The following is a 14,824-nucleotide window of genomic DNA, read 5'->3' as shown; positions in this document are numbered from 1 at the left end:
CGTTACTCGATGACGACCAGCGGCTCGTCAAATTCTACCGGCTGACCACTTTCGACCAGGATCGCTTTCACAGTACCTGATTTGTCTGCTTCGATCTGGTTCATCATTTTCATGGCTTCAACGATGCACAGGGTATCGCCTACGTTGACTTTCTGACCCACTTCGATGAACGCCTTCGCGTCCGGGCTCGGGGTGCGGTAGAAAGTACCAACCATTGGGGAACGTACGATGTGACCACTGATTTCTGTTGCAGCCGCAGGTGCCGCTTCTGCTGCCACTGGTGCAACGGCTGCGGAGAGCGCAGGCTGCTGCACTGGCGCAGCGTAAGCTTGCTGCATTACCGGGAAGCTAGCGGCCGGGGCTGCACGGCTGATGCGTACAGACTCTTCGCCTTCAGAAATTTCCAGTTCGGAGATGCCTGATTCTTCAACCAGCTCGATCAGTTTTTTAATCTTACGAATATCCATGAGTGGGTTCCGTACTCTTGTTTAGTGTGATTGTGACAAGCGTTTTACCGCTGTCTGTAAAGCGTATGAATAGCCGTCTGCACCCAGCCCACAAATCACGCCAGCGGCGATATCTGACAGGTAGGAATGGTGGCGGAACGGCTCTCGGGCGTGCACGTTACTCAGGTGGATCTCGATAAACGGGATACTCACCGCGAGCAGTGCGTCGCGTATAGCAACACTGGTGTGCGTAAAAGCGGCCGGATTGATCAGGATATAGTCCACAGTGTCTTTAGCCTGATGAATACGGTCGATGATTGCGTACTCCGCGTTTGACTGAAAATGGTCCAAATCCACATTCAGCGACGCTGCTTCCGTACTCAGACGGTTAACAATTTCGCTCAATGTCAGCGTGCCGTACTTCTCTGGCTCACGGGTGCCGAGCATGTTCAGGTTCGGACCGTTCAATACTAAAATTTGGAATTTGTCAGCCATTGTGCCGCTATCTCCTGCGATTTTCGGGTAAAAAACAACATATACCCTCAAAGCGCAATTGTCACCCTTTCAGAGGCCTAAAACCCCTGTCCGGAAAACCGAAGTCGCACATTATAACGATTTCGTAGCATTTGGCAGCTAAATACTGGTCTTATCAGGGAAGATTATCAACCGCTATCCGAAAAAGATTCGCGGTTGATAAATAATCTGCGGGAAAACGCACAGTTTAGTGAACTATCGCAACCACTGGCGGAACTTCTTGTAACGCCACGCTAAAAGGGCTAGGGCCAGCAGGGCGTAGATGACCGGCTGAGGGGATAAAATCTTCACCGACCACAGGTAATGAATCGGGGCGAGGATCGCGACAAGATAGACGAAGTTGTGCAGCAGTTGCCAGCGTCGACCCAGTTTTCGCTGCGCATACTGCGTGGATGTCAGCGTCAGCGCCAGTAAAACCAGCCAGCTTACGATACCCAGCGTCAGATAGGGACGCGACACCAGTTCGCTGCCAAGGAGTGCCAGGTTGTTAATGCCCAGTTCCAGCAGGGCGTAGCTGGTGAGATGCAGCGTCGCCCAGGCAAAACACCATAGCCCTAAAAGCCGACGGGTGCGTATCAATAATGGCTGTTTAGCGTAGCGCGCCAGCGGTGAGACGAGCAAGGTCGCCAGCAAAAATTTCAGAGCCATCCGACCCGTAAAATGCTGAATATCTTTCGCCGGATCGGCACTGAACTGTCCCTGGCTGGCTGCCCAGAAGAGCCAGATAAAGGGGAGCAATCCTGCTAAATGCAGGAGTACCTTCAGCCAGGTTATCTGCTTTGCCGTTAAACGCACTTAGAAGTTCTCCCGTAAATTCAGCCCACGGTAGAGGGATGCCACCTCATCCGCATAGCCGTTAAACAGCAGCGTTGGCTGGCGTTTAACATCCAGCGCGCCGCCGGAGCCGATAAAACGTTCCGTTGCCTGCGACCAGCGCGGATGGTCAACGTGCGGGTTAACGTTGGCAAAAAAACCATACTCGTCAGGCGCTGCCAGGTTCCAGGTGGTGGGGGGGCGTTCACGGGTGAGCTTAATGCTGACGATCGATTTGATGCCCTTGAAACCGTATTTCCACGGTACGGTCAGGCGAATGGGCGCCCCGTTTTGCGGCGGTAGCGCTTTGCCATAAACCCCGACGGTGAGCAGCGTAAGCGGATGCATGGCTTCGTCGAGACGTAAACCTTCAACGTAGGGATACTCCAGCCCGCCGCCGATAAACCGATCCTTCTGGCCTGGCATCTCGTCCGGGGCGTAGCGCGTCTGGAAGGAAACATACTTCGCGTTGCTGGTGGGCTCAACCAGCGCCAGCAGTTTATGCAAAGGGAAACCTACCCACGGCACCACCATCGACCAGGCTTCCACACAGCGCATACGGTAAATGCGTTCTTCAAGTGGGAAGCGGGTGGTGAGGTCATGATGATCCAGCGTCAGCGGTTTTGCCACCTCGCCATCTATCTTCAGCGTCCAGGGATCGGTTTTCATGCTCCCGGCGTTGGCGGCAGGATCGGCCTTATCGAGACCAAACTCATAGAAGTTGTTATAGCCGGTGACTTTATCTTCCGGCGTCAGCGCCAGTTTATTCTGCCACTGCGCCGGTTTGGTGAAGTTAAGCGGTGCGCCGGAGGGGGCTTTCGGGCGATCGTTGCCCTTAAACCAGTCGAGCAGATCGGCATGGGCCGCAGGGGTGAGCGTCAGGGCGGTGGCGCTGATGCCAAGCATTTTCAGGATCTGGCGGCGCTGTAGCATAAAGACAGATTCAGACGTTACGTCGGCTTCCGTCAGTTTTCGGGTTTTCATGGCATCCTCCGTCAGGCGTTTTTCTAAGCATGACGGAGGAGGAGGGTTAGCGCGAATATGTCACGAAAATTTGAAGATTAGGCGATTTTAACCAGCGCACGACCGTGGAACTGGTTGTCCATGATTTTATTGGCGAACTCTGGCGCCTGGCTCAGGGTAATCTCAGTGGCGCTCTGGTCAAAGAATGAGGCTGGCAGATCCTGCACCAGACGTTCCCAGGCCTCAGCTCGCCGCTCGGCTGGGGTCATGACCGAATCGACACCCTGAAGACGCACGTTACGCAGAATAAATGGCATCACCGTCGTCGGCAGGGCAAAACCGCCCGCCAGACCACAGGCCGCCACGCAGCCGCCGTAATTCATTTGCGCCAGCACCTTCGCCAGCACTTTGTCGCCGACGGTATCTACTGCGCCAGCCCAGACCTGTTTTTCCAGCGGGCGGGTCTCGGCGAATTCGTCGCGGCTCAGAATGCGGCTTGCGCCCAGCTGACGTAGATAATCATGCGTACTTTCGCGGCCTGAGACGGCAGCAACCTGATACCCCAGCTTGTGCAGCAGCGTGACGGCCGTGCTGCCCACGCCGCCGCTGGCGCCGGTGACGACAATTTCGCCAGAGTCAGGGCGGATCCCGGCCTCTTCCAGCGCCATCACGCACAGCATGGCGGTGAAACCTGCCGTGCCGATGATCATCGCCTTACGACCGTCCAGGCCTTTCGGCATCGGGACCAGCCAGTCACCTTTTACGCGCGCCTGCGCTGCCAGTCCGCCCCAGTGGTTTTCACCTACGCCCCAGCCGGTGAGCAGCACCTGCTGTCCGGCGTGAAAACGTGGATCTTCACTGGTATGTACGCGGCCTGCAAAGTCGATTCCTGGCACCATCGGGAAATTTCGGATGATTTTACCTTTTCCCGTAATGGCCAGCGCATCCTTATAGTTCAGGCTGGACCAGTCGATATCTACGGTCACGTCGCCCTCCGGCAGGCGGCTCTCCTCGATGGCTTGCACTGAGGCAACGGTTTTGCCGTCCTGCTGTTCTAAGATCAAAGCCTGCATACTGGGTCCTCACTAGGTTTGATGATGGGAAAATATGTTCTGATGACTATACTCGCTCAATGAAACGCAGTGCCGATTTAACGCAATAAATTGCCAGATACGCCAGGTTTGGTAGTATGCCGCATTTGAAATGCAAGTTAGTGCTCACTTGCACCCCCCTTCAACCCACGGAGTAATCTCAAGGATGCGATTAACGACGAAGTTCTCAGCTTTTATCACCTTGCTGACGGGGCTGACCATATTTGTCACGCTAATCGGCTGCTCGCTGAGCTTTTACAATGCCATCCAGGATAAGCTGGTTAACCGGGTTGAATCGGTTGCATCGGTTATCGACACTCGCCTGATTGCAACCTCCTTCCCGGCGCTTTCGCGTGAGCTGGATGAGTTAATGGTGCCTGTGGATATCGTGCAGATCGACATTAAACAGGGGAAGCAGACCGTTTTCAGCCATACCCGCCAGGGCAGCTATCGTCCTGCCGGCACGGTAGAACAGTATCGGGACGTCACGGTTAATTCACTTAAACATCCGGGTATGACAATTCATCTGATGTACCAGGATCCGATGAGCAACTATTTACGCTCGCTTATGACCACCGCGCCCTTAACCATCGCCGTTGCCTTTATCGTACTGCTGATTTTCCTCGCCGTTCGCTGGCAGCGTCGTCAACTTTCCGGCCAGGAACTGCTGGAAACACGCTCCGTGCGGATACTGAATGGCGAACGGGGTCCACAGGTGCGGGGATCGGTTTATGAATGGCCATCACGCACCAGTAGCGCCCTGGACGTGTTGCTCTCCGAAATCCAGTTTGCCAGCGATCAGCGTAGCCGTATGGACACATTGATTCGCTCTTACGCCGCGCAGGATAACAAAACGGGCCTCAACAACCGTCTCTTCTTTGATAATCAGCTGGCTACCCTTCTTGATGACCCCGAAAAGGTGGGTACGCATGGCGTGGTAATGATGATTCGCCTGCCCGACTTCGATCTGCTCCGTGATACCTGGGGTCAGCGCGTGGCGGAAGAGAACCTCTTTACGCTGATTAACCTGCTGTCCACCTTTATTATGCGCTACCCCGGCGCGTTACTGGCACGCTACCACCGCAGCGATTTTGCCGTCTTGCTGCCGCATCGCACCTTAAAGGAGTCCGAGAGTATCGCCAGCCAGCTGCTGAAAGCCGTCGATGCGCTGCCCCAGAGCAAAATGCTCGACAGAGACGATATGGTGCATATGGGCATCTGTGCCTGGCGCGGCGGTCAGTCGACGGAGCAGGTGATGGAACATGCGGAAGCGGCCACGCGTAACGCCGTATTGCAGGGGGCGAACGGCTGGGCAGTCTATGATGATACGCTGCCGGAGAAAGGGCGCGGCAACGTGCGCTGGCGAACCCTGATTGAACAGATGCTGAGCCGGGGCGGACCGCGCATCTATCAAAAACCGGCGGTCATGAAGAATGGTCATGTTCATCATCGTGAGCTGATGTGCCGTATTTTTGATGGCACTGAAGAGGTTATCTCCGCGGAATATCTGCCCATGGTGTTGCAATTCGGATTGTCCGAAGAGTATGACCGTCAGCAAATCACCCGTCTCATTCCGTTTTTATCGTACTGGCCTGAAGAAAATCTGGCTTTACAGGTGACCGTCGAATCGCTGATCCGTCCGCGTTTCCAGCGCTGGTTACGTGACACGTTAATGCAATGCGAAAAATCGCAACGCAAACGCATTATTTTTGAACTTGCAGAGGCAGATGTAGGTCAACACATCAGCCGGTTGCGCCCGGTAGTGCGTTTAATCAATGCGCTTGGGGCTCGCGTGGCGGTAACCCAGGCGGGTTTGACGCTGGTGAGCACCCGCTGGATCAAAGAGCTGGATGTTGAATTATTGAAGCTGCATCCGGGTCTGGTAAGGAATATTGAAAAACGCACGGAAAACCAGCTGCTGGTACAAAGCCTGGTGGAAGCGTGCAAAGGAACGCAAACGCAAGTATTTGCCACAGGCGTACGTTCACGCAGTGAATGGCAGATGTTGACAGAGCGCGGCGTGACGGGCGGTCAGGGGGATTTTTTTGCCGCCTCTCAGCCGCTTGACACCAATGTGAAAAAATATTTGCAAAGATACTCTGTTTGACCTGCCGTTTACTTTGTTTTCACGTAGAATATCGCGCCTGTAGCTTTGAGTAAGACGAGCATAAAAGCCAGTGAACGACCTTTAGTGGGTTACAAGTGAAAGTGAGGGACGCTGCTGTTTACTCAGCCCTGAGGGATTCAGGGGATGAATTTGTAACAAAGGAAACGTGCTGCACTAATTTTCACCGTAGCAGACGATTTTTGCGCCTTGTCGCTGCTGCGTGTGGTTGGTAAAGTAAGCGGATTTTGTTTTCCGCCCCAGCTTTCAGGATTATCCCTTAGTATGTTGAAAAAATTTCGTGGCATGTTTTCCAATGACCTGTCCATTGACCTGGGTACCGCGAATACCCTTATTTATGTAAAAGGACAAGGCATCGTATTGAATGAGCCTTCCGTTGTGGCCATTCGTCAGGATCGTGCCGGCTCGCCAAAAAGCGTGGCCGCAGTAGGTCATGATGCGAAGCAGATGCTGGGCCGTACGCCGGGCAACATCGCCGCGATCCGCCCTATGAAAGACGGCGTTATTGCTGACTTCTTCGTGACCGAAAAAATGCTTCAGCACTTCATCAAGCAGGTTCACAGCAACAGCTTCATGCGCCCAAGCCCTCGCGTGCTGGTGTGTGTGCCGGTTGGCGCAACCCAGGTTGAACGCCGTGCGATCCGTGAATCCGCTCAGGGTGCCGGTGCGCGTGAAGTGTTCCTGATTGAAGAACCGATGGCTGCGGCAATTGGTGCGGGTCTGCCGGTTTCTGAGGCTACCGGTTCTATGGTGGTGGATATCGGTGGCGGTACCACTGAAGTGGCCGTTATCTCCCTGAACGGTGTGGTCTACTCCTCTTCCGTGCGTATCGGCGGCGACCGTTTCGACGAAGCCATCATCAATTACGTTCGCCGTAACTACGGCTCTCTGATCGGTGAAGCAACCGCAGAGCGCATCAAGCATGAAATCGGTTCTGCCTATCCGGGTGATGAAGTACGCGAGATCGAAGTTCGCGGTCGTAACCTGGCTGAAGGCGTGCCACGCGGATTCACCCTGAACTCCAACGAAATCCTGGAAGCGTTGCAGGAGCCGCTGACCGGCATCGTGAGCGCGGTGATGGTTGCGCTGGAACAGTGCCCGCCAGAGCTGGCTTCCGATATCTCCGAGCGCGGTATGGTTCTGACCGGTGGTGGTGCGCTGCTGCGTAACCTCGACCGCCTGTTAATGGAAGAGACAGGTATTCCTGTCGTAGTTGCAGAAGATCCACTGACTTGCGTCGCCCGTGGTGGTGGCAAGGCGCTGGAAATGATCGACATGCACGGCGGCGACTTGTTTAGCGAAGAGTAGTCGGGTGTGAGAGGGTAGCAATTCGCTACCCTTTCTCTCTGACGCGAGAATACGCATAGCCTATGAAGCCAATTTTTAGCCGTGGCCCGTCGCTACAGTTTCGCCTGATCCTGGCGGTTCTGGTTGCGCTCGGGGTCATTATTGCCGATAGCCGCCTCGGTACGTTCAGCCAAATCCGAACGTACATGGATACCGCCGTCAGTCCTTTCTACTTTATTTCAAATGGTCCCCGTGAACTGCTCGACTCCGTGTCGCAAACGCTCTCATCGCGTGACCAGCTCGAACTCGAAAACCGTGCGTTACGCCAGGAACTGCTGCTGAAAAATAGCGAGCTGCTGATGCTGGGGCAATATAAGCAGGAAAACGCCCGTCTGCGCGAACTGCTTGGCTCGCCGCTGCGCCAGGATGAACAGAAAATGGTCACCCAGGTGATCTCCACCGTAAACGATCCGTACAGCGATCAGGTGGTGATTGATAAAGGCAGCGTGAACGGCGTATACGAAGGTCAGCCTGTCATCAGCGATAAGGGCGTCGTGGGCCAGGTTGTGGCGGTTGCCAAACTGACCAGCCGCGTGTTGCTGATTTGCGATGCCACCCATGCACTGCCGATTCAGGTGCTGCGTAACGATATTCGCGTGATTGCCGCCGGTAATGGCTGCACGGACGATCTGCAACTGGAACACCTGCCTGCCAACACGGATATCCGCGTGGGCGACGTGCTGGTGACGTCCGGTCTGGGCGGTCGTTTCCCTGAGGGCTACCCGGTTGCGGTTGTCTCTTCCGTGAAGCTCGACACTCAGCGTGCCTACACCGTGATTCAGGCGCGTCCAACGGCCGGCTTGCAGCGTTTGCGCTACCTATTGCTGCTGTGGGGCGCCGATCGTAACGGCGCTAACCCGATGACACCGGAAGATGTGCATCGCGTGGCCAACGAACGCCTGATGCAGATGATGCCGCAGGTGCTGCCTGCGCCGGATGCGATGGGTCCACCTGCACCCGTACCGGCTCCGGCGACGGGGTTAACGCAGCCGCTGCCGGATGCACCCCCACCGCCGCAAGTCTCGGGTGGAGGGCAGTAGTGGCCAGTTATCGTAGCCAGGGGCGCTGGGTAATCTGGCTCTCATTCCTCGTTGCACTGTTGCTGCAAATTATGCCCTGGCCGGACGACATTCTTGTTTTCCGGCCAAACTGGGTATTGCTCATTTTGCTCTACTGGATCCTTGCCCTGCCGCACCGAGTAAATGTCGGCACAGGTTTTGTGATGGGTGCCATACTGGATCTTATCAGTGGCTCTACGCTTGGCGTCCGCGCCTTATCCATGAGCATTATTGCGTATCTCGTCGCACTCAAATTCCAGCTCTTTCGTAACCTTGCGCTCTGGCAACAGGCGCTGGTAGTGATGTTGTTGTCGCTCGCTGCGGATATCGTTGTTTTCTGGGCAGAGTTTTTAGTGATCAACGTCTCTTTCCGACCGGAAGTGTTCTGGAGTAGTGTAGTAAACGGTGTGCTCTGGCCGTGGCTGTTCCTGCTGATGCGTAAAATTCGCCAGCAGTTTGCCGTGCAATAAAAGGTTTCTATGACGTCTTTGTATCTTGCCTCCGGTTCTCCGCGTCGCCAGGAACTGCTCGCGCAGTTGGGTGTCTCCTTCGAACGCATCGTTACCGGTATCGAAGAAAAACGTGCTGAGGGTGAAAGCGCTCAGCAGTATGTCTCTCGTCTGGCGCGTGAAAAAGCGCAGGCGGGCGTGGCATGCGTGCCGCGTGACTTACCGGTGCTGGGTGCGGATACCATCGTTATTCTCAATGGTGAGGTGCTTGAGAAACCCCGCGACGCAGACCATGCGGCGCGGATGCTGCGTAATATGTCCGGACAAACCCATCAGGTGATGACGGCGGTAGCGCTGGCAGATAGCCAGTACGTTCTGGATTGCCTTGTGGTAACGGAAGTGACGTTCAGAGTCCTCACCGACGAGGAGATCGCCGGCTATATCGCCAGCGGTGAACCTATGGATAAAGCAGGTGCATACGGTATTCAAGGGTTGGGTGGCTGTTTTGTCAGGAAGATAAATGGCAGCTATCACGCCGTAGTCGGCTTACCGCTGGTGGAAACGTATGAGTTGCTGAGCAATTTTAACTCACTGCGTGAGGGAAGGGATAATTATGACGGCTGAATTGTTGGTAAACGTAACGCCATCGGAAACCCGTGTGGCCTACATTGATGGTGGCATTCTCCAGGAAATTCATATTGAGCGTGAAGCGCGACGCGGAATCGTAGGCAATATCTACAAAGGTCGTGTCAGTCGTGTCCTGCCGGGTATGCAGGCGGCTTTTGTAGATATTGGGCTCGATAAGGCGGCGTTTTTACATGCCTCCGATATCATGCCGCACACCGAATGTGTGGCAGGCGAAGAGCAAAAGCAATTTGCCGTGCGCGACATCTCTGAGCTGGTGCGTCAGGGCCAGGATCTGATGGTACAGGTGGTAAAAGATCCGCTTGGCACCAAAGGCGCGCGTCTGACCACCGACATCACCCTGCCTTCACGCTATCTGGTCTTTATGCCGGGGGCGTCGCACGTCGGCGTGTCACAGCGTATTGAGAGCGAAAGCGAGCGTGAGCGCCTGAAAAAGGTGGTCAGCGCCTACTGCGACGAGCAGGGCGGGTTTATTATCCGTACCGCGGCGGAAGGGATCAGCGAAGAAGATCTGGCCTCGGATGCGGCCTATCTGAAGCGCGTCTGGACCAAAGTGATGGAGCGTAAAAAACGCAACCAGACCCGCTACAGGCTGTACGGTGAGCTGGCGCTCGCTCAGCGCGTATTACGTGATTTCGCCGACGCCCAGCTTGACCGCATCCGCGTGGATTCCCGTCTGACGTACGAAGCCTTACTGGAGTTCACCGCCGAGTACATCCCGGAAATGCCGGGTCTGCTGGAGCATTACACCGGACGCCAGCCAATATTTGACCTCTATGACGTTGAAAACGAAATCCAGCGTGCGCTGGAGCGTAAGGTTGAGCTGAAATCGGGTGGCTATCTGATCATCGATCAAACCGAAGCGATGACCACCGTCGACATCAACACCGGCGCGTTTGTCGGCCATCGCAACCTCGATGACACCATCTTCAACACCAACATAGAAGCGACGCAGGCCATCGCGCGTCAGCTTCGTCTGCGTAATCTGGGCGGCATTATCATCATCGACTTTATCGATATGAACAATGAAGATCACCGCCGTCGCGTGCTGCACTCACTGGAGCAGGCGCTGAGTAAGGACCGCGTGAAAACCAGCATCAATGGCTTCTCGCAGCTCGGTCTGGTGGAAATGACCCGGAAACGGACCCGCGAAAGCGTGGAACATGTCCTGTGTAATGAGTGTCCAACCTGCCATGGACGCGGAACGGTAAAGACGGTGGAGACGGTCTGCTACGAGATCATGCGTGAGATTGTCCGTGTCCATCATGCCTACGACTCAGACCGTTTTCTGGTCTATGCTTCCCCTGCGGTGGCGGAGGCCCTGAAAGGGGAAGAGTCGCACGCGCTGGCAGAAGTGGAAATCTTTGTCGGCAAACAGGTAAAAGTGCAAATTGAGCCGCTCTATAACCAGGAGCAGTTTGACGTCGTCATGATGTAAACGCAGTTCGCTGCGAGATTTAAGGCTGACAAGGAGAGACGCGTGAGGCGATTGCCGGGGATTTTACTGCTTACAGGGGCAACGCTGGTCGTGATTGTCGCGTTGCTCGTGAGCGGGCTGCGTCTCGCTTTGCCGCATCTGGACAGCTGGCGTCCGCAGATCCTGGCAAAAATCGAATCCGCCACCGGCCTGCCGGTGGACGTGAGTCATATCGAGGCAAGCTGGCAGAACTTTGGCCCGACGCTAGATGCCCGGGATATCAGCGCCGGCCTGAAAGATGGCGGCCACCTCAAAATCAAACGCGTCACCCTGGCGCTGGATATCTGGCAAAGCCTGCTGCATCTGCGCTGGCAGTTTCGCGATCTCACCTTCTGGCAACTTCAGCTGATGACTAACACGCCGCTGCGAAGCGGCGACAGCGATCGGGGGCTGGAAACCAGCCGTATCAGCGATCTGTTCCTTCGGCAGTTCGATCATTTCGATCTGCGCGACAGCGAAGTGAGCTTTATTACTCTTTCCGGCCAGCGCGCTGAGCTGGCGATCCCACAGCTGACCTGGTTAAACGGGAAAGATCGCCACCGCGCCGAGGGGCAGGTGAATCTCTCCAGCCTGAACGGGCAGCACGGCGTTATGCAGGTGCGGATGGATCTGCGTGACGACAATGGCTTGCTGAACAACGGCAGGGTGTGGCTACAGGCGGACGACGTGGACGTGAAGCCATGGCTCGGTGAGTGGCTACAGCAGAACATGCAGCTGGAGACCGCGCGCTTCAGCCTGGAAGGCTGGATGACCCTGACGAACGGGACGTTCGCCAGCGGCGATATCTGGCTTAAGCAGGGGGGCGCGAGCTGGAAAGGGGAAAACCATCAGCATCAACTTTCCGTCGATAACCTCACCGCACACGTGACGCAGGATAAAGGCGGCTGGCAGTTCGCTATACCGGATACGCGCATCTCCATGGATAACAAACCCTGGCCGCGCGGCGCGCTGACGCTGGCGTGGATGCCGGAGCAGGACGTCGGCGGGATAAACGGTAAACGCAGCGACGAGCTGCGTATCCGCGCCAGTAACCTGGATCTGACGGCGATCGAAGGGCTGCGTTCAATGGCCGCAAAACTCTCCCCGGAGCTGGGCGAAATCTGGCTGGCGACGCAGCCGAGCGGGCAGATAAACCGGCTGGCGCTGGATATTCCGCTCCAGGCTACGGAAAAGACGCGTTTTCAGGCGGCATGGAAAAATCTCGCATGGAAACAGTGGAAACTGCTGCCGGGTGCCGAGCACTTCAGCGGTAAACTGGAAGGAAGCGTGGAAAACGGCAGGCTGACGGCAGAAATGCAGGACGCGAAAATGCCGTACGAAACGGTCTTCCGTGCGCCACTGGAGATCGAAAAGGGAAATGCCACCCTCAACTGGCTGAAGAATGACAAAGGTTTTCAGCTCGATGGCCGCGATATCGATGTAAAAGCCAAAGCGGTACATGCCCGCGGTAATTTCCGTTATCTACAGCCTGAAGGCGATGAGCCGTGGTTGGGTATTCTGGCAGGCATCAGCACGGATGACGGTTCGCAGGCGTGGCGCTACTTCCCGGAAAACCTGATGGGGAAAGCGCTGGTGGACTATCTCAGCGGCGCTATTCAGGGCGGCCAGGCGGATAACGCCACGCTGGTCTACGGCGGCAACCCGCACCTGTTCCCGTATAAGCACAACGAAGGCCAGTTCCAGGTTCTGGTGCCTCTACGCAACGCCACCTATGCCTTCCAGCCGGACTGGCCGGCGCTGAAGAATCTGGATATTGAACTCAACTTCCTGAATGACGGCCTGTGGATGAAGACGGACAGCGTTGCGCTGGGCGGCGTAACGGCAAGCAACCTGACGGCAAACATCCCGGATTACTCCAAAGAGAAACTGCTGATTGATGCGGATATTAAGGGGCCAGGTAAAGCGGTTGGCCCGTACTTTGAAGATACGCCGCTGGATGACTCCCTGGCAGCCACCCTTCAGCAGTTGCAGTTAGATGGCGATGTGAATGCTCGCTTACATCTGGATATCCCGCTGGACGGTGAAATGACCACCGCCAAAGGCGACGTTAGCCTTAATAACAACAGCCTCTATATCAAGCCGCTGGACAGCACGCTGAAAAACCTCAGCGGTCAGTTCAGCTTTGTTAACGGCACGCTGAAAAGTGAGCCGCTGAAAGCGACCTGGTTCAATCAACCCGTCAATATCGATTTCTCCACCACCGAGGGCGATAAAGCCTACCAGGTGGCGGTCAATATGGACGCGAACTGGCAGCCGTCACGCATGGATGTTCTGCCGAAGCCGATTGAGAATGCGGTGGACGGCGCGGTGTCGTGGAATGGCAAGGTCGCCATCGACCTGCCTTATCATGCCGGTGCGCGCTATAACGTCGACATTACGGGCGATCTGAAAAACCTCAGCAGCCAACTTCCCGCGCCGCTGAATAAGAAAAGCGGTGAAGCATTGCCCGTCAATGTTAAGGTTGCGGGCAACCTTAACAGCTTCGATTTAACCGGAAACGCTGGTGGAACAAACCACTTCAACAGCCGCTGGCTGCTTAACCGCAAGCTGACGCTGGACAGAGCGATCTGGACGACGGACAGCCGTACCACGCCGCCGCTGCCGGAGCAGGCGGGCGTTGAACTGAATCTCCCGCCGATGGATGGCGCAGAGTGGCTGGCACTGTTCCAGAAAGGTGTCGGGCAAAACGTCGACCAAACGGCGCAGTTCCCACAGTCCATTACCTTGCGCACGCCTGCGCTGACGCTGGGCGGGCAGCAGTGGAACAACCTGAGTATTGTCTCCCGGCCGACGGTAAACGGCTCAAAGGTCGAGGCGCAGGGGCGTGAGATCAACGGTTCGTTGACCATGCGCGATCACGCGCCATGGCAGGCGGCTATCCGTTATCTCTATTACAATCCGACCTTTACGGCGTCTAAAGCAGAGTCGACAAGCACTTCTCCTGTCAGTGGCAGTGGGACGTCGCGCGTGGATTTCAGCGGCTGGCCCGATCTCCAGTTGCGCTGTGCGGAGTGCTGGCTGTGGGGGCAAAAATATGGCCGTATCGACGGTGATTTTGCTATTCAGGGCAATACGCTGAGCCTCTCTGGCGGGCTGGTGGATACCGGCTTTGGCCGCATGACTGCCGCTGGCGAATGGGTGAACAAACCGGGTGAACAGCGCACCTCGCTGAAAGGCGATATTAAAGGCAACAAGCTGGACGCCGCGGCTAACTTCTTCGGCATTAGCACGCCGCTTCGCGGATCGTCCTTCGATGTGAATTACGATCTGCACTGGCGCGCAGCGCCGTGGACACCCGATGAAGCTTCGCTTAACGGCATCCTGAAAACCCACTTCGGTAAGGGTGAGATTGCCGATGTGAGCACGGGGCGCGCCGGGCAGATCCTGCGTCTGCTGAGTTTTGACGCGCTGCTGCGCAAGCTGCGCTTCGACTTTAGCGACACCTTCAGCGAAGGTTTCTACTACGATTCCATTCGCAGCACGGCGTGGATCAAAGACGGCGTTCTGCACACCGACGACACGCTGGTGGACGGCCTGGAAGCGGATATTGCGATGAAAGGGTCAGTGGATCTCGTGCGCCGCGAGCTGGATATGGAAGCCGTGGTGGCGCCGGAGATTTCCGCAAGCGTGGGCGTTGCGGCAGCCTTTGTGGTCAATCCGATCGTCGGGGCGGCGGTGTTTGCGGCCAGTAAAGTGCTGGGACCGCTCTGGAGCAAAGTCTCGATTCTGCGCTATCGCATCACCGGGCCGGTTGATAAACCACAGATTAATGAGGTGCTGCGCCAGCCGCGCAAAGAAGCACAGCAATGATTTGACGTGGGCAGGTAATTGCCTCACTCTCAATAAATACGATCTTTATACCGCCACGGGCGGCAA

At 56.0% G+C, this 14,824-nt stretch carries 12 protein-coding genes; 7 read left to right on the top strand and 5 right to left on the bottom strand.

Features of this window, described 5'->3' with window-relative positions; translation table 11 throughout:
• Window positions 1-2: 2 nt before the first annotated feature.
• The 5 genes from accB to L379_RS02695 form a co-directional block, all read right to left on the bottom strand.
• Window positions 3-467 carry an acetyl-CoA carboxylase biotin carboxyl carrier protein gene (gene accB / locus L379_RS02675; protein ID WP_015572018.1) on the bottom strand — a complete coding sequence of 155 codons (465 nt, stop codon included), beginning with the start codon at window positions 465-467 and terminating at the stop codon, window positions 3-5.
• Window positions 468-488: 21 nt separating this feature from the next.
• Window positions 489-941 (bottom strand): type II 3-dehydroquinate dehydratase, encoded by a 453-nt coding sequence (aroQ, locus tag L379_RS02680; RefSeq protein WP_003860391.1) that lies wholly within the window; start codon window positions 939-941, stop codon window positions 489-491.
• A gap of 234 nt (window positions 942-1,175) precedes the next feature.
• Window positions 1,176-1,775 (bottom strand): protein-methionine-sulfoxide reductase heme-binding subunit MsrQ, encoded by a 600-nt coding sequence (gene msrQ, locus L379_RS02685; protein WP_032655270.1) that lies wholly within the window; start codon window positions 1,773-1,775, stop codon window positions 1,176-1,178.
• Window positions 1,776-2,777, bottom strand: coding sequence for a protein-methionine-sulfoxide reductase catalytic subunit MsrP (msrP, locus tag L379_RS02690; RefSeq protein WP_015572016.1), 1,002 nt, complete (start codon window positions 2,775-2,777; stop codon window positions 1,776-1,778).
• A 77-nt stretch (window positions 2,778-2,854) separates the two neighbouring features.
• Window positions 2,855-3,829, bottom strand: a complete 975-nt coding sequence (locus tag L379_RS02695) for an acrylyl-CoA reductase (NADPH) (protein ID WP_015572015.1) — start codon at window positions 3,827-3,829, stop codon at window positions 2,855-2,857.
• A 184-nt stretch (window positions 3,830-4,013) separates the two neighbouring features.
• Between L379_RS02695 and csrD the strand changes: the two genes are divergently transcribed.
• The 7 genes from csrD to yhdP all read left to right on the top strand — a co-directional run bounded on the left by csrD (window position 4,014) and on the right by yhdP (window position 14,758).
• Window positions 4,014-5,954 carry an RNase E specificity factor CsrD gene (gene csrD / locus L379_RS02700; RefSeq protein WP_032655267.1) on the top strand — a complete coding sequence of 647 codons (1,941 nt, stop codon included), beginning with the start codon at window positions 4,014-4,016 and terminating at the stop codon, window positions 5,952-5,954.
• A gap of 282 nt (window positions 5,955-6,236) precedes the next feature.
• Window positions 6,237-7,280 carry a rod shape-determining protein MreB gene (gene mreB, locus L379_RS02705; protein WP_000913396.1) on the top strand — a complete coding sequence of 348 codons (1,044 nt, stop codon included), beginning with the start codon at window positions 6,237-6,239 and terminating at the stop codon, window positions 7,278-7,280.
• Between the two features lie 62 nt (window positions 7,281-7,342).
• A complete protein-coding gene (mreC, locus tag L379_RS02710; protein WP_003860400.1) occupies window positions 7,343-8,359 on the top strand; it encodes a rod shape-determining protein MreC in 1,017 nt (338 codons plus the stop codon).
• A complete protein-coding gene (gene mreD, locus L379_RS02715; protein WP_003860402.1) occupies window positions 8,359-8,847 on the top strand; it encodes a rod shape-determining protein MreD in 489 nt (162 codons plus the stop codon). Before mreC ends, mreD begins: the two co-directional genes overlap by 1 nt.
• A gap of 9 nt (window positions 8,848-8,856) precedes the next feature.
• Window positions 8,857-9,450 carry a Maf family protein gene (locus tag L379_RS02720; protein WP_003860403.1) on the top strand — a complete coding sequence of 198 codons (594 nt, stop codon included), beginning with the start codon at window positions 8,857-8,859 and terminating at the stop codon, window positions 9,448-9,450.
• Entirely contained in the window at window positions 9,440-10,909 is a 1,470-nt protein-coding gene (gene rng / locus L379_RS02725) for a ribonuclease G (protein WP_003860405.1), read from the top strand. Before L379_RS02720 ends, rng begins: the two co-directional genes overlap by 11 nt.
• A gap of 42 nt (window positions 10,910-10,951) precedes the next feature.
• Window positions 10,952-14,758: an AsmA2 domain-containing protein YhdP gene (gene yhdP, locus L379_RS02730; protein ID WP_032655263.1), complete on the top strand. Its 3,807-nt coding sequence runs from the start codon at window positions 10,952-10,954 to the stop codon at window positions 14,756-14,758.
• The last annotated feature ends 66 nt before the right edge of the window (window positions 14,759-14,824 follow it).

It is taken from the genome of Enterobacter sp. MGH 33, assembly GCF_000534535.1.
Classification (GTDB): domain Bacteria; phylum Pseudomonadota; class Gammaproteobacteria; order Enterobacterales; family Enterobacteriaceae; genus Enterobacter; species Enterobacter hormaechei_C.
The sequence above is the reverse complement of the archived record's forward strand: the minus strand, read 5'-3'. Positions and strand labels throughout refer to the sequence as shown.